This window comes from Microbacterium songi (assembly GCF_042747925.1).
Lineage (GTDB): Bacteria > Actinomycetota > Actinomycetes > Actinomycetales > Microbacteriaceae > Microbacterium.
The window spans coordinates 586,109-600,618 of sequence record NZ_JBHZIE010000001.1; the positions used below are offsets into that span (position 1 = coordinate 586,109).

General features: G+C 68.5%; 13 protein-coding genes. 6 read left to right on the forward strand and 7 right to left on the reverse strand.

Annotation, left to right across the window (positions count from 1 at the left end; genetic code table 11):
- The first annotated feature begins 6 nt into the window (after positions 1 to 6).
- Positions 7 to 612, forward strand: coding sequence for a MarR family winged helix-turn-helix transcriptional regulator (locus ACFM35_RS03040; protein WP_378838165.1), 606 nt, complete (start codon positions 7 to 9; stop codon positions 610 to 612).
- On the opposite strand, the gene ACFM35_RS03045 is transcribed toward ACFM35_RS03040, so the two are convergent.
- Positions 548 to 2,176 (reverse strand): dolichyl-phosphate-mannose--protein mannosyltransferase, encoded by a 1,629-nt coding sequence (locus tag ACFM35_RS03045; protein WP_378838167.1) that lies wholly within the window; start codon positions 2,174 to 2,176, stop codon positions 548 to 550. The two genes, ACFM35_RS03040 and ACFM35_RS03045, sit on opposite strands and share 65 nt — an antisense overlap.
- 49 nt (positions 2,177 to 2,225) lie before the next feature.
- On the opposite strand from ACFM35_RS03045, the gene rsmI reads away from it, so the two are divergent.
- Positions 2,226 to 3,044, forward strand: a complete 819-nt coding sequence (gene rsmI / locus ACFM35_RS03050) for a 16S rRNA (cytidine(1402)-2'-O)-methyltransferase (RefSeq protein WP_378838169.1) — start codon at positions 2,226 to 2,228, stop codon at positions 3,042 to 3,044.
- A 19-nt stretch (positions 3,045 to 3,063) separates the two neighbouring features.
- On the opposite strand, the gene ACFM35_RS03055 is transcribed toward rsmI, so the two are convergent.
- The 4 genes from ACFM35_RS03055 to ACFM35_RS03070 all read right to left on the reverse strand — a co-directional run bounded on the left by ACFM35_RS03055 (position 3,064) and on the right by ACFM35_RS03070 (position 9,133).
- Entirely contained in the window at positions 3,064 to 3,981 is a 918-nt protein-coding gene (locus ACFM35_RS03055) for a sugar ABC transporter permease (protein WP_378838172.1), read from the reverse strand.
- Entirely contained in the window at positions 3,981 to 5,618 is a 1,638-nt protein-coding gene (locus ACFM35_RS03060; RefSeq protein WP_378838174.1) for an ABC transporter permease subunit, read from the reverse strand. Before ACFM35_RS03060 ends, ACFM35_RS03055 begins: the two co-directional genes overlap by 1 nt.
- An 81-nt stretch (positions 5,619 to 5,699) precedes the next feature.
- Positions 5,700 to 6,929, reverse strand: coding sequence for a sugar ABC transporter substrate-binding protein (locus tag ACFM35_RS03065; protein ID WP_378838176.1), 1,230 nt, complete (start codon positions 6,927 to 6,929; stop codon positions 5,700 to 5,702).
- 143 nt (positions 6,930 to 7,072) lie between these two features.
- Positions 7,073 to 9,133, reverse strand: coding sequence for a beta-galactosidase (locus ACFM35_RS03070; RefSeq protein ID WP_378838178.1), 2,061 nt, complete (start codon positions 9,131 to 9,133; stop codon positions 7,073 to 7,075).
- A 222-nt stretch (positions 9,134 to 9,355) separates the two neighbouring features.
- Here ACFM35_RS03070 and ACFM35_RS03075 point away from each other — a divergent pair, with 222 nt between their 5' ends.
- The 4 genes from ACFM35_RS03075 to ACFM35_RS03090 all read left to right on the forward strand — a co-directional run bounded on the left by ACFM35_RS03075 (position 9,356) and on the right by ACFM35_RS03090 (position 13,027).
- Positions 9,356 to 10,372: a LacI family DNA-binding transcriptional regulator gene (locus ACFM35_RS03075; protein WP_378838181.1), complete on the forward strand. Its 1,017-nt coding sequence runs from the start codon at positions 9,356 to 9,358 to the stop codon at positions 10,370 to 10,372.
- Positions 10,373 to 10,443: 71 nt separating this feature from the next.
- Positions 10,444 to 12,021 (forward strand): methionine--tRNA ligase, encoded by a 1,578-nt coding sequence (gene metG / locus ACFM35_RS03080; protein WP_378838183.1) that lies wholly within the window; start codon positions 10,444 to 10,446, stop codon positions 12,019 to 12,021.
- Positions 12,018 to 12,149 carry a hypothetical protein gene (locus ACFM35_RS03085; RefSeq protein ID WP_378838185.1) on the forward strand — a complete coding sequence of 44 codons (132 nt, stop codon included), beginning with the start codon at positions 12,018 to 12,020 and terminating at the stop codon, positions 12,147 to 12,149. The genes metG and ACFM35_RS03085 overlap by 4 nt, the downstream gene beginning before the upstream one ends.
- A complete protein-coding gene (locus ACFM35_RS03090; protein WP_378838187.1) occupies positions 12,146 to 13,027 on the forward strand; it encodes a TatD family hydrolase in 882 nt (293 codons plus the stop codon). The genes ACFM35_RS03085 and ACFM35_RS03090 overlap by 4 nt, the downstream gene beginning before the upstream one ends.
- Here the strand turns inward: ACFM35_RS03090 and ACFM35_RS03095 are convergent.
- Together ACFM35_RS03095 and ACFM35_RS03100 are read right to left on the reverse strand one after the other, a co-directional pair.
- On the reverse strand, positions 13,006 to 14,316 hold the full coding sequence (locus tag ACFM35_RS03095; protein ID WP_378838190.1) for an MFS transporter: 1,311 nt from the start codon (positions 14,314 to 14,316) through the stop codon (positions 13,006 to 13,008). The two genes, ACFM35_RS03090 and ACFM35_RS03095, sit on opposite strands and share 22 nt — an antisense overlap.
- 58 nt (positions 14,317 to 14,374) lie before the next feature.
- Complete coding sequence (locus ACFM35_RS03100) at positions 14,375 to 14,497, reverse strand: hypothetical protein (RefSeq protein WP_378838193.1); 123 nt, start codon at positions 14,495 to 14,497, stop codon at positions 14,375 to 14,377.
- Between the last annotated feature and the right edge of the window lie 13 nt (positions 14,498 to 14,510).

Consider the following 14,510-nt stretch of genomic DNA (forward strand, 5'->3'; position numbering starts at 1 on the left):
CGGCTGATGCCGTACGACCCGGATTTCCACGGCGGGTACTGGTTCGACGACACCGAGGACGCTCAGCACCGACGGGCGGTCGACGTCCTGGAGGCGTTCCGCCGGTATCGGTCGGCCGACACGGAGATGCGCCGACGTACCCGCGAAGAGATGTCGATGGGTGAGAACGATCTTCTCGTCGTGCGCTACCTGATGAGGTCGCAGCGTGAGGGCCGTCAAGTGCGGCCGAGCGAACTGTCAAAGTACCTCCGGGTGTCGACCGCGTCGACGACCGCGATCGTCGACCGGCTGGAGAAGCTCGGTCATGTCCAGCGGGTGCAGCACGAGACCGACCGACGCAGCATCTACGTCGAGCCGACCGTGAACGCCGATTCCGCGGTCCGTCAGACCCTGGGCGCCATGCATGAGCGGATGATGGCGGCCGTCCTCGACCTCAGCCCGCAGGAGGCCGACACCGTGATCCAGACGCTCACGCGTCTGCGCGAGGCCGTCGACCTCGTCGCATCGGATCAGAACGCGGACGGTGAGGGCGACGATGAGCCCGTCGCTACACCCACGTCTGCATCCAGTTATGCAGACGCCAGAAGTCGTACGGCACCGGCGACGCCGTGAGGATCGGATACCAGAACGCCGAGATCAGCAGGACGAAGCCCAGGAACACCACGACCACCCGCTGACCGGACCGGCGCCGGTGCGCGTCCTCTTCGCGGCTCTCCCTCCGCCGTCGGGGGCTGGCGATGTCGCGTAGCGCGAACGTGAGTGCGATCACCATGAAGGGCAGCATGGCGATCGTGTAGAACTGGAAGATCGTGCGCTCGGGGTAGAGCAGCCACGGAACGTAGGTCGCCGCGAAGCCGGTCAGCACCAGCGCGTAGCGCCAGTCCCTCGTCCTCACGAAGCGGTAGAGAAGGTAGACGATCGCGGCCGACGCCGCCCACCAGATGAGCGGGTTGGGCATGCTGTACACGTTCTGCACGCAGCCGTTCACCACTCCGCAGCCCGCCTCGCCGTTCGCGTCCTGGTGGTAGTACATCGAGGTGGGGCGCACCAGCAGCAGCCACTGCCAGGCCGGACTGGCATAGCTGTGCGGCGAGGTCAACCCGACGTGGAAGGCGTACATGTCTCGGTGATAAACCCACAGATTCTGAAGGGCAAGCGGCACCCACGACCAGAACCCGGTGGCGGGGGTCGCGTCGATGGCGTGGCGATCCCACCCCCCTGAAGTGACGAGCCAGCCGGTCCAAGACGAGAGGTAGACGACGCACGCGACCGGGACGAAGAGCAGGAACGAGACGGGACCCTGCCGGAACGCGGCATCGGTCGGCCAATACCCGACCCCGGCCGTCCGCCGGGCGAGCGCGTCGCTGACGACCACGTAGATGCCGACGGCGGCCATGACGTACAGCCCCGACCACTTCACCGCGGTCGCGGCGCCCACGGCCAGCCCCGCTGCGATCAGCCACGGCCGGTTCCAGAGGACCGGACCCCACGCCGGCGGTTCGCCCTCGACCGTGCGTGACGCGACGGCCGCTTCCAGGCGTCGTCGGTGCCGTCGATGATCGAGGATCACGAACCAGAAGGTGAGCAGGGTGAAGAAGGCGAGGAAGACATCCAGCAGGGCGACCCGACTCATGACGATGGCCAGGCCGTCGACGGCCATCAGCACGCCCGCGACCGACGCGAAGACGACCGACCGCGTCAGCGATCGCGCGACCAGGTAGACGAGCAGCACCAGTGCCGTGCCGAAGACGGCGGTCGCGAAGCGCCAGCCGAAGGAGGACTCGGCGCCGAACAGCGCCATGCCCGCCCCGATCAGGAGCTTGCCCAGTGGCGGATGCACCACGAAGCTGCCCTCGTCGGTGAAGATGCCGGTCTCGCCGGCCACGAACCGTTCGTTGGCGCCCTCGGTCGGCCATGTCGCCGGATACCCGAGGACCCATTGGCTCCAGGCGTCCTTGACGTAGTAGGTCTCGTCGAAGACCAGTGCGTCGGGGTGCCCGAGGTTCCAGAAGCGCAGGATGCCGGCGACCAGGGTGATCACGAGGGGCGCCAGCCAGGCGATCCGCCGCTGCCGCTGCGGATCCGCGGCGAGTCGTGTCGACCAGCGGTCGTAGAAGGACGCGCGCACCTGCTCCGACGGCGCGGACGGCAGCAGAGGCTCGTCGGTCGTCGTCACAGCGAACAGCCTACGGCGGCAGGGCGGTACGGACTGTCAGACTGGGCGCATGCTGATCCTCGCCGCCACCCCGATCGGCAACCTCAAGGACGCGTCGCCGCGGCTGGTCGAGGCCCTCGAGACCGTTCAGGTCGTGGCATCCGAAGACACCCGCACGACGCACCGTCTGCTGCTCGCCCTGGGAATCGCCAACCGGCCCCGGTTGATCGCGCTGCACGATCACAACGAGAAGGAGAAAGCGGGCGAACTCGCCGCGCTCGCCGCCGCACAGGATCTGCTGGTGGTGAGCGACGCCGGCATGCCCACGGTGAGCGATCCCGGTTACGGACTCGTGGCTGCAGCCGCGGCAGCGGGGGTGACCGTCACGGCGATCCCCGGTCCCAGCGCCGTCGTGACCGCGCTGGCGGTCTCGGGCCTGCCGACCGACCGCTTCACCTTCGAGGGGTTCCTGCCGCGGAAGGCGGGGGAGCGGGCATCCACGCTGCGGGCGCTCGCCGCCGAGCAGCGCACGATGGTGTTCTTCGACTCACCGGCCCGCGTCGCCGCGACCCTGACGGCCATGGCGACGGCCTTCGGGGCGGATCGCCGCGCGGCCGTGTGCCGCGAGCTCACGAAGATGTACGAGGAAGTGGCTCGGGGCACCGTCACCGAGCTCGCGGAGTGGGCGGCAGCGGGGGTGCGCGGCGAACTCGTCATCGTCGTCGAGGGGGCCGCGGCCCGCAGCGTCGAATTCCCCGACGCGGTCACCCAGGTACTCGAGCTCGTGCGGTCGGGCATCCGATTGAAGGATGCCTCGTCCGAGGTGTCGGCGCAGACCGGGCACTCGTCCCGAGAGCTGTATCAGGCCGCCCTCGCCGTCCGGAACTGACGGGGCGGCCCGACCGGCCTCAGCCCTTGACCGAACCGGCGGTCAGTCCGCCCACGATGTAGCGCTGCAGCGCGAAGAACAGCACCAGCACGGGAATCGACGCGATCACGGCACCGGCGGCGAACAGCCCCCAGTTCGAGGAGAGCTGGTTCGACACCCACTGGAACATGCCCACCGCAAGCGTCCAGTTGTCTTCGCTGACCAGGACGATCTTCGCGATGATGTAGTCGCCGAACGCCGCGATGAAGGCCAGGAGCGCGACGACCGCGAGGATCGGCGTCACCAGCGGCATGATGAGCCGCCAGAAGATCTGCGCGTGGGTGGCACCGTCGATCTTTGCCGACTCGTCGATCTCGATCGGGATCGTGTTGAAGAACCCGTACATGAGGAACGTGTTCACGCCCAGCGCGCCACCGAGATAGACGCAGATCAGGGCGATCTTCGAATTGAGGCCGAGAGCCGGCACCACTTCGCCGAGGCTCAGCAGCATGAGGAAGATCGCGACGAAGGCGAGCGCCTGCGGGAACATCTGGATGATGAGCAGGCCCGTGAGGCTGGCTCGGCGGCCCGAGAAGCGGAAACGTGAGAACGCGTAGGCCGCGCACGCGCCCATCAGGACGGCGCCGATCGACGAGGCCGCGCCGACGATCAGCGTGTTGCCCGCCCAGGTCCAGAAGCTCGTGCCGCTGAGCGCGGCGAAGTTCGAGAAGTCGATCGACGAGAACAGGGCGTTGCTGGCCGCGAGGGTGCCGCGGGGATTGAGGGCCGCGGACACGACGTACACGAGCGGGAACACGGCGTAGAAGATGATGATGAGCGCGAGGACGTACTTCCAGCCCACGTCCCGCAGCCAGCGGCTGCGGCGAGCGCGGGTGCGGTCGGGTGCCGCCGTGTCGGTGTCCGGGCGGCGGGTGCGGGTGGCGGGGGTCGTGGACATCACTGGTACTCCTCGAGCTTGCGGGTCTGTCGGAACGCCAGCGCGGCGATGACGCCGATGACGACGAACACGAGAATCGAGAGGGCGCTCGCCAGCCCGTAGTCCGCGGCGCCCCCGGAGACGCCGGAGATGTCGTAGATCGCCGAGATCAGGATGTCGGTGGCACCGAGGGCGAACGGTGCACCGGGTATCGCGGGGCCGCCGTTGTTGAACATGTAGATGATCGTGAAGTTGTTGAAGCTGAACGCGAAGGAGGAGATCAGCAGCGGGGCCGTGGAGACCAGCACGAGCGGCAGGATGATCGAGCGGAGCTTGCGCCAGGCGCCGGCACCATCGATGGATGCTGCTTCCAGCGCATCGGCGGGGAGTGCCTGGATGGCGCCGGTGCACACGAGGAAGTAGTACGGGTAGGAGAGCCAGACGTTGACCCAGAGCACCGCCATCCTGGCCAGCCACGGGTCACCGAGCCAGTCGATCTGCGCCCCGAAGAAGAACAGGTCGTTGATCACGCCGAACTCGGAGTTGAACATGCCGCGGAACAGCAGAGCCGACATGAAGGCCGGGAAGGCATAGGGGAGGATGAACAGCGTCCGGATGATCTTGCGCCCGCGCAGACGAGGGTCGTTGAAGATCAGGGCGAACAGCAGGCCCAGCGCGAAGGGGAGGACCACCGAGAGGATCGCGAACGCGAACGTCCAGGCCGTCACGAGGAACAGCGGCTGTCCGAGTGAAGGATCGGTGAAGAGCTTGATGAAGTTGTCGAAACCGACGTTCACGACCCAGCCGGTGGGCAGCCTCGTGCCGTCCTCCGCGACGAAGTTGCCGCCTGCGGTGGCGGTGTAGACGGTGCCGGTGCTCGTATCGGTGATGGTCTGCGCCGCGGCATCCCACGTCAGCGTCGACAGATACACCGACCCGGTGCTGCCGTCGCGCGTCCGGATGGAGCCGTCGTTGGGGTCGTCCGAGACGGGTACGCGCAGTTCCGTGATCTGCTGCTGGAGTTCGGGATCGCTCAGAAGCTGGGCGCGCGGCACGACATCCCAGCCGGGAACCGCCGAGGGGGCGCCGGTCGAGCCGATGTCGGCGCCGCTGATGTCGCTCAGCGGCTCGTCTTCCGAGCCCGCCCGCACGTCGTCGCCGTCGACGATGGCGAATCCGAGCGCGCCGCCGCGCTGCACCACGGTCAGCGGATAGCTGTCGGATCCTTCGATCCGGCGCTCGCCCTGGCTGAGCGCGGCGTTCACGGCCTGCTCCTGGGTGCCGACGTGCCCCGTGCCGTAGTTGGTGAAGGCGATGTAGGCGGTGTAGCCGAAGATGAAGATCTGGAACACGAACAGGAAGACGAGTCCCGGATACAGGTACTTCAGAGCGATGGCCCGTTTGCTGAAGTACACGACGTCGGCGATGACGACGAGCACGACGGAAGCGCCGACGATGAGCCACGCCTGCTCGTTCCACGCGGCGAGGATCGTCATGACGCCGAGGGCGTTGATGCCGGCCATCAGCACGAGTTTGACGAGGAACCCCCACCCCAGGCCGTGCCAGCGGCGCGCGTGCGACTCGCTCCGGGGCGCGAGCGGTGGGTCGTCCGCGGACGGGGGGACCGGCTGACCGGTCGCGATCTGTGGTGCCGACATTCTGTTCTCCTCGTGCCGCGGGCGTCGGGGCGGTGGTGTCCGGGGGCGGGCGGCGGGCCCGCCCCCGGGACGGGGATGCTGCTAGGAGGTCGCGTCCGTGACCTGCTGGACCATCGTGTTCCAGGTGCTGACCGGGTCGGCGCCGCCGATGATCTGCACCTGCGCGGCGTTCCAGAGGTCCCAGACCGAGCCCATCTCGGGGATGCTCGGCATGGGCACGCCGTTCTTGGACGATGCGACGAATCCGCCGATGATCGGGTCGGAGGAGACCTCGGTGGCCAGGTCGGTCCACGCCGGGATGCGGGGGTCGGCGTCGTACAGGGCGCGCTGGGCGTCTTCCGTCGCCATGTAGTTCACGAGGAACTCCTGCGCGAGAAGGGCGTTCTTGCTCTCCGAGCTGAGGTAGAAGCCCTGCACGCCGACGAACGGCGCGGCGGTCTGGCCGCCCGCGGACGGGATCGGGTTGACCTTGACATTGACGTCGGCGAACGAGGCGATCGCCCACGGTCCCTGGATCGTGTACGCCGCCTTGCCGGTGTTGAACAGCTCGTTGTTGGTGTCGTAGTCCACGGTCGTGGAGATGATCCCGGTCCCGGCTGCACCCTGCGAGCCGAGCCACGCCGCGAAGCCGTCTCCGGGCGCACCGCCCATGCCGACGTCGGTGGTGTACGAGCCGGTGTCGTCCTGGACGAAGACGGGAGCGCCGAACGACGTCTGCAGGCCGTACATCGTGTAGGCGTCGCCGGTCTGGCCGGCCGTGTTGATGACGAACGGGCGCTCGGCGCCCGAGGCGGTGCCCTTCGCGATCATGTCGTCCCAGCTGGTGGGCGCATCCTCGCCGACGAGGTCGGTGTTCTGCACCAGGGCGACGGTCTCGAGCGAGTACGGCAGCGCATAGAGCTGGCCGTCGTAGGTCATCGCCTGAAGCGCGACGGGCTCGATCGAGTCGGCCTTGTCGCCGAGGTCGATCGTCGAGACGACACCGGCGGCCACCAGGGCCCCGAGCCAGTCGTGGGCGCCGATCGTCAGGTCGGGGCCTTCGCCGGTCGGAACCTGGTTGATGAAGTCGGTGCGGATGTCGTCGAAGTTCTTCTGGACGATGGTGACGGTCGCGCCGGTCTCCTCCTCGAAGGACTTCGCCGCGGCCTCGATCGCGGGCTTGCGGTTCTCATCGGCCCAGATGGTCAGTTCGGTGCCGCTGGCGTCCCCGCCACCGCCGCCCGAGCTGTCGGGGGCCGAGCTTCCGCTGCAGCCCGCCAGGAGAATGGCAGACGCGATCGTGATCGCGCCGATGGCCAGATGCTTGCGCATGAGTGTTCCTTCCAGGGTGTGGCCGCACCGCGGACTCAGGAGAGTCGCGCCGTTACGACCGGTTTGGTGTGTGGGCCGTCAGGCCCGTTCAGGGATGGTGCAGAGCACGTGATGGTGCGGGGTGTGCGATGCCGGTGCGGGCCTCACACGCGGACGAGTGGATGGGTGGCCGCCTCCTTCCGCGCGCGAGCGGTGCGGATGATCACGACATCGCCGGCCGGCACCGTGATCTCGCCGTCGACCTCGGTGTCGGTGAGGAGCTCGGTTCCCGACGCGTGCAGGCGCTGCTCCCGCTCGCCGTGGTTGATCGCCACGATGTAGTCGGATTCCTCGCCATGGCGCGTCACGATCTCGAGGCCCGCCGGAGCAGCGAACGGCTCCACACCGGCATCGAGGTAGACGGCGCGCATCACGGTGCGCAGGCTCGCAGCATCCAGACGGGTGCTGATGTACCAGCCGATGCCCTCGCCGCTCTCGTTGCGGGTGATGGCCGGTCGACCGGCCGCAGGCCCGTCGACATACGTCGCGAGTACGGCAGCCTCGTGGACCCTGAGGTCTTCCTGCCACGTGTCGGCGGTGAGCGTACCCGAGCCGTCACCGCGGTCTCCGTGCCAGGCCACCGACGCGGTTGCGCTCTCGCGGAGGGGGAGGAACTCCTCCGCGACCACACCGAGCGCAGGCCGGAGCGGCGCGCCGAACCCGCCGGCATGCACGGCGTCGTTCTCGTCGACCACGGCCGAGAAGAACGACACCAGCAGTGTGCCGCCCCGCTCGACATAACGGTTCAGGTTCTCGGCGTCCTCGACGCGGAGGAGGTATTGGGCGGGGGCGATCACCAGGCGGTAGGCGGAGAGATCCTGACCCGGCAGGGCGAAGTCGACGGTGATGTTGTCGCGCCACAGCTGCTCGTAGAACGCGCGGACGCGCTCCTGGTGCGTCAGATCGATGGACGGACGCCACTCGAGGTCCTGCGCCCAGAACGACTCGAAGTCCCACAGGATCGCGACATCCGCCACGACGCGCGAACCCCGCACTTCGCCCAGTCGTCGCAGGTGCGATCCGAGCTCCACGACCTCGCGCCACACGCGGGAGTCCGTCCCCGCGTGCGGGATCATCGCGGAGTGGAACTTCTCGGCGCCCGAGCGGGAGGCGCGCCACTGGAAGAACAGCACCGCGTCTGCGCCGCGGGCGACGTGGCTGAGGGAGTTGCGCGACATCTCGCCGGGACGCTTGGCGATATTGCGGGGCTGCCAGTTCACTGCGGAGGTCGAGTGCTCCATCAGCATCCACGGCCTGCCGCCCCCTACGGAGCGCGACAGATCGGCGGCGATGGCCAGTCCGATCTCGCCCTCTTCGTCGGCGGCCCAGAGGTAGTGGTCGTCCGAGACCACGTCGACCTCGCGGCCCCAGGCCCAGAGGTCGGTCGTCCAGCTCTGGTTCGCCATGAAGTTCGTGGTGATCGGCTGCGTCGCACGGGCGCGGATCGCATCGCGCTCGGCGATGAAGCACGCGCGCAGCTGGTGATCGGTGAAGCGGGCGAAGTCGAGGCGCTGCGCGGGGTTGACGACCGACGGCGCGGTGCGCGGGGCGTCGACGTGCTCCCATGCGGTGTAGCTCTGGCCCCAGAACGCGCTGCCCCAGGCGGCATTGAGTGCATCGAGCGTCTCGTACTTCTCGATCAGCCAGTCGCGGAACGCGAGGACGGATGCCGGGGAGTAGTCCTCGCCGACGGGCACGCCGTACTCGTTGTGGACGTGCCAGAGGACGATGGCCGGATGCTGGGCGTAGCGTTCGGCGAGGGCGGAGGAGATGCGCACGATCGCATCGCGATAGGCGGGTGAGGACGGGGATCCGCTGCCGCGGGAGCCGCCGCCCATGACGACGCCGTCGCGCGACACCGGACGCGCGTCGGGGTGATCGGCGAAGAACCACGCCGGCGGAGCCGCCGTGGGGGTGCCCAGGTCGACGCTGATGCCGTTCGCGTGCAGGAGGTCGAGGAGCTCGTCGAGCCAGCCGAAGTCGAAGACGCCCTCGCTGGTCTCCAGGAGCGCCCACGAGAAGATGCCGACGCTGACGAGGTTGACACCCGCCTCCCGCATCAGCACGACGTCCTCGTCCCAGACCTCACGCGGCCACTGCTCCGGCGTGTAGTCACCGCCGTAGGCGAGTCCGCTGAGTGCGGGCCAAGGGGTGCTCTGATTCATGACGCTCCGTCGGGTCTCATCGATCTGTGCTGCGGCGGTGCAGTGTCGCGCCGAGATCGAGGTCGAGGTCGACGTCGACGGCACTGGGACCGGTCACAGTATGACCCGCACGGGCGGGTCGGCGCACGCAGCCCGCGGCATCCGTTATCGAACCGTGACCGGTCACACCGGCCTGTCCGACCGAGCGTTCGCGTGTCGGTCGGGCAGGTAGAGTCACTCTCCGTGGAAGAGTCCAGTTCGGCGCGTCGTCGCCCGACGATCCGCGATGTCGCCGCCGAGGCGGGGGTGTCGCGCGGCACCGTGTCGCGCGTCATCAACGGGGGCCACTGGGTCTCACCCGATGCGCGCGTGGCGGTCGAGGAGGCCATCCATCGCACGGGATACACCGCAAACCATCACGCCCGGAGCCTCGCCACGGGTCGCGCCGGATCTCTTGCGTTCCTCCTCACCGAGCCGCAGCACCTGCTCTTCAACGACCCCACCTTCGCCCTCCTCCTGCGCGGAGCGAGCGAGGCCCTGGCGCAGCGCTCGATGACGCTCGTGCTCCTGGTGGCCGACACCGCGGCCGAGCGGGCGAACATCGAGCACTACGTGCGCGCCGGCCACGTCGACGGGGTCCTCCTGATCTCGTCGCACGAGTCCAACCCCCTGCTGGACTCGCTCATCGACGCGCACATCCCGACCGTCTGCACGGGCAAGCCGCTGGGCCATCGGGCCGACGTCCCCACCGTCTCGGTCGATGAGGAGGGATCGGCACGCGTCATGACCCGATACCTGCGCGACCGCGGCCACCGGCGCATCGCCGTCATCACCGGCCCCAACGACACCCCGGGCGGACGCTTCCGTCTCGTCGGATTCCGCGAGGAGATGGGCGAGGACTTCGATCCCGAGCTCGTGGAGCAGGGGAGCTACGAGCGGGCGACGGGCTACGACGCCATGACCCGGCTGCTCGACCGCGCCCCCGAGATCGACGCCGTGTTCGCGGCATCCGACGTCCTGGCCGTCGGGGCCGCCGCCGCCATCCGCGCATCGGGCCGGCGCGTCCCCGAGGACGTCGCGGTGGCCGGCTTCGACGACTCGGGGCTCGCGGCCACGCACGAGCCGCCGCTGACCACGATGCGGCAGCCGTGGGCGGAGATCAGCGCGTCGATGGTCGAGATGCTGCTGGACATCATCAACGGCAGGGTGCGCGAGTCCGTCGTGCTCCCGACGACGCTCGTCGTCCGCGACAGCGCCTGAGCGGAGCCACGGATGCCGGGAGCCGACGTCACACGGCGGGCCGCGGCATCCGGCCAAACTAGAATCGTGGCGTGAGCACCGGCAGTTCTTCCTCGTTCTACATCACGACGCCGATCTATTACCCGAGCGACGTGCCCCACATCGGACACGGCTACACGACCGTGGCCGTGGACGCGCTCGCGCGCTGGCATCGTCAGGCGGGGGATGACACCTGGATGCTGACCGGCACCGACGAGCACGGGCAGAAGATGCTGCGCGCGGCCGCCGCGAACGGCGCGACCCCGCAGCAGTGGGTCGACCGTCTCGTGTCGGAGGCCTGGTATCCGCTTCTGGAGACGCTGGATGTCGCGAACGACGACTTCATCCGCACGACTCAGCCTCGTCACGAGGAGCGTGTGAAGAAGTTCGTGCAGGCGATCTACGATCGCGGCTACATCTACGCCGGCGAGTTCGAGGCGCTGTACTGCGTGGGCTGCGAGGAGTTCAAGACCGACTCCGAGATCGTCGACGGCACGGGCCCGTTCGAGGGTCTGAAGGTGTGCGCGATCCACTCGAAGCCCCTGGAGCTGCTGCAGGAGAAGAACTACTTCTTCAAGCTCAGCGAGTTCCAGGACAAGCTGCTCGAGCTCTACAAGGGCGACTTCGTCCGGCCGGAGTCGGCCCGCAACGAGGTGGTGTCCTTCGTCCGCAACGGTCTGAAGGACCTGTCGATCTCGCGGTCGACGTTCGACTGGGGCATCCAGGTTCCCTGGGACGAATCCCACGTCATCTACGTGTGGGTCGACGCTCTGCTGAACTACGCCACCGCGGTCGGCTACAGCGCAGACCCCGAGGAGTTCGCCCGCCGGTGGCCGGCCTACCACGTCGTCGGCAAGGACATCCTCCGGTTCCATGCGGTCATCTGGCCGGCGATGCTGATGGCCGCTGGCCTGGAGGTGCCGCGGGGGGTCTTCGCGCACGGGTGGCTCCTGGTGGGCGGTGAGAAGATGTCGAAGTCGAAGTTGACGGGTATCGCACCGACGGAGATCACCGACGTGTTCGGCTCCGACGCGTACCGCTTCTACTTCCTCTCGGCGATCGCCTTCGGTCAGGACGGTTCGTTCTCGTGGGAAGACCTGTCGGCGCGCTACCAAGCGGAACTCGCCAACGGCTTCGGCAACCTGGCTTCGCGCACGATCGCGATGATCGAGCGCTACTACGAGGGGACCGTGCCTCCGCCCGGAGAATATGCCGAGGGCGACATGTACATCCAGCGCGTGGTGGCTGATGCGGTGACGACCGCGGATGCCGCGATCGAACGCTTCCGCATCGATGAAGCGATCGCCGCCACCTGGACCATCGTCGACGCGCTGAACCTGTACATCACCGAGAACGAGCCGTGGGCGCTGTCGAAGGACGAGGCCCAGCGCGAACGTCTCGGAACCGTCCTGTACACCGCGGCCGAAGGGCTCCGCGCTCTCGCGGTGCTGCTGTCGCCCGTGATGCCCGTCGCGACCGAGAAGCTCTGGATCGCCCTGGGCGCGGCCGAGACCGTCGGGCGCCTGCACGATCAGCCCATCCGCGAGGCGGGTGGCTGGGGCGTGCTGAAGCCGGGGTCGAGCGTGAACGGCCTCGCGCCGCTGTTCCCCCGCGTCGAGCAGTCGCCGTGAGTGCCCTCCCCATCGCGAACGGTCACGACGCGCCGTGGGCTGCGTGGCGATCACGGCGTGTCGAGGCCGATCGTGAGGGCCGCGGCGTGGTCTCGGCCGCAGGGAACGGCAGCGAGGAGCACGCGTGACCGACCCGAGTGCGTATGTGCGGGAGCGTCACAAGGAAGGCCGTGACGTGCGGTGGCCCGTGGCTCCCGAACCCCTCGCCGTCGCCGTGTACGACAACCACTGCCATCTCGAGATCGCTGACGGCGAGCAGTCGCGCTCCCTGGTCGAGCAGCTCGATCTCGCCGCCGAGGTCGGGGTGGTCGGTGTCGTGCAGGCGGGGGGCGACATCGAGTCGAGCCGATGGTCGGCGGATGCCGCGGCATCCGATCCTCGTGTTCTGGCCGCCGTCGCGATCCACCCGAACGAAGCTCCCGCCTATGCGGAGGCGGGCAGGCTCGACGAGGCGATCGCCGTCATCGACGAGCTCGCCGTGCAGCCGCGGGTACGCGCGATCGGCGAGACGGGCCTGGACTTCTTCCGCACCGACGAAGCGGGCCTCCCCGCCCAGTTCACGAGCTTCGAGGCGCACATCGCGCTGGCGAAGAAGCACGGAATCGCCATGCAGATCCACGACCGGGACGCGCACGACGCCGTGCTCGAGACGCTCGCACGCGTGGGGGCGCCCGAGCGCACGGTGTTCCACTGCTTCTCGGGCGACGCCGCCATGGCCCGCATCGCCGCCGATCGCGGATACCACCTCAGCTTCGCCGGCAATGTGACCTTCAAGAACGCGCAGAACCTGCGCGATGCGCTGGCCGTGACGCCACTCGACCGCATCCTGGTCGAAACGGATGCCCCATTCCTCACACCCTCGCCGCATCGCGGTCGACCGAATGCGCCGTACCTGATCCCGGTCACCGTGCGCTTCATGGCCGCCGAGCTCGCGCTCGACCTCGACGAGCTGTGCGCGCAGCTCGCCGCGAACACCCTGGCCGTCTACGGCTCGTTCGTGGACTGATCCTCGGATCCGTCCACGTCGGACGACGACGACGGGGTGGCGGCGGTGATCAGAGAGATCCACCGCCAGAAGACGGCGAGGGTGAGAGCAGACCCGCCGAACGCGAACCACCACGGTGCGGTGAGACCCCAGGCCTGCGCGATCAGCCCGCCCAGCAGCTGACCGATCACGAGCCCCGCGAAGATGCCGACCATGTTCACGGAGGCGATGCGGCCCTGCAGCTGCATCGGCACGAGCTGCTGTCGAACGGTCGTGGAGATCGTGCCCCAGACGAACGCGTACGCGCCGAACCCGAACATGATCGCGAAGGCGACCGCCGGCATCGTGGTGAGAGCGAACGCGAGATGCATCAGCACCTCGAGCGACAGGCACACCCGCATCAGGGTGGCGAACGAGACGTGGCGCTCCAGCCAGCCGAACGACGCGGTTCCCGCCAGGCCGCCGAGAGCTGACGCCGTCGTGAGGATTCCGAACCCGACGGCGCCCATCTGCAGGTGCTCGGTCGCGTAGAGCACGAGGATGCTCCAGGGCGCCGCCCACGTCACGTTGAAGACGAGGATGATCAGCACGAGCGTGCGCACCGGCGCGTTGCCGCGCAGCCACTGGAGTCCCTCGCGGATCGGGTGCGGTGTGCCGCCGTCACGAGCGGGCGTCGCGCCGTCGGTGCCCTCGGCTGCCGCTAGTTTCGGGGGAACAGCGGTAGACGCGATTCGCGAGATCAGGACGACCGCGAGGCTCACGCAGAGGATCTGCACGAGGAACGGCCAGAAGGACCCGATCGCGAAGAGGAAGGCTCCGAGCGGCGGTCCGGCGAGCTGGTTTCCTACCAGGTAACCGGCCTGCAGACGCGCGTTGCCGATGCCGAGGTCGCCTGGTCGCACGAGCATCGGCAGCAGCGTGCTGCCCGCGGTGTCGGCGAAGACCTCCGCGGTGCCGTACAGGAACGCCGTGACGAGGACGACCCCCACGGTGACGTGCCCCGTGGCCAGGAAGAGGACCAGAGCGAGTACGACCACCGCGCGCGACCCGTTGGCGATCATCACGAGGCGTCGTCGATCGCGGTGGTCGGCGACGGATCCCGCGAAGAGGCCGAACAGCAGCCACGGAAGGAACTGCATCATCGCCCCTGCGGCGACGAGGAGGGGCGACGATGTCAGCGACGCGATCAGCAGCGGAGCCGCCGAGAGCGCGATGCCGTCGCCGATATTGCTCGTCCACGACGAGGCGAGGAGCCAGCGGAACGATTCGCCCAGGCGCCGCGGAGCGATCAGATCCCCGAGCGACGGCATCCCGCCATCCTAGGAGTCCTCGCGAGCAGACGGTGCCCCCGGGGGGACTCCGGAGGCGCTACTCGGGGCTGTCCTGGTCGTCGAGGCGCTTCTCCTCGGCAGCCTCCAGCCGCTCCTTGTCCTTCTCGGCGTTCTCGCGCTCTTCGCGGATCTTCTCGTGAGCCTTGGAGTTGTTCGTCATGACTCGACGATAA

Excerpts from the sequence above, each read along its gene's own strand:
- ACFM35_RS03040 (WP_378838165.1), top strand. The coding sequence starts at position 7 with ATGCCGTACGACCCGGATTTCCACGGCGGGTACTGGTTCGACGACACC.
- rsmI (WP_378838169.1), top strand. The coding sequence starts at position 2,226 with ATGCTGATCCTCGCCGCCACCCCGATCGGCAACCTCAAGGACGCGTCG.
- ACFM35_RS03055 (WP_378838172.1), bottom strand. The coding sequence starts at position 3,981 with ATGTCCACGACCCCCGCCACCCGCACCCGCCGCCCGGACACCGACACG.
- ACFM35_RS03060 (WP_378838174.1), bottom strand. The coding sequence starts at position 5,618 with ATGTCGGCACCACAGATCGCGACCGGTCAGCCGGTCCCCCCGTCCGCG.
- ACFM35_RS03065 (WP_378838176.1), bottom strand. The coding sequence starts at position 6,929 with ATGCGCAAGCATCTGGCCATCGGCGCGATCACGATCGCGTCTGCCATT.
- ACFM35_RS03070 (WP_378838178.1), bottom strand. The coding sequence starts at position 9,133 with ATGAATCAGAGCACCCCTTGGCCCGCACTCAGCGGACTCGCCTACGGC.
- ACFM35_RS03095 (WP_378838190.1), bottom strand. The coding sequence starts at position 14,316 with ATGCCGTCGCTCGGGGATCTGATCGCTCCGCGGCGCCTGGGCGAATCG.
- ACFM35_RS03100 (WP_378838193.1), bottom strand. The coding sequence starts at position 14,497 with ATGACGAACAACTCCAAGGCTCACGAGAAGATCCGCGAAGAGCGCGAG.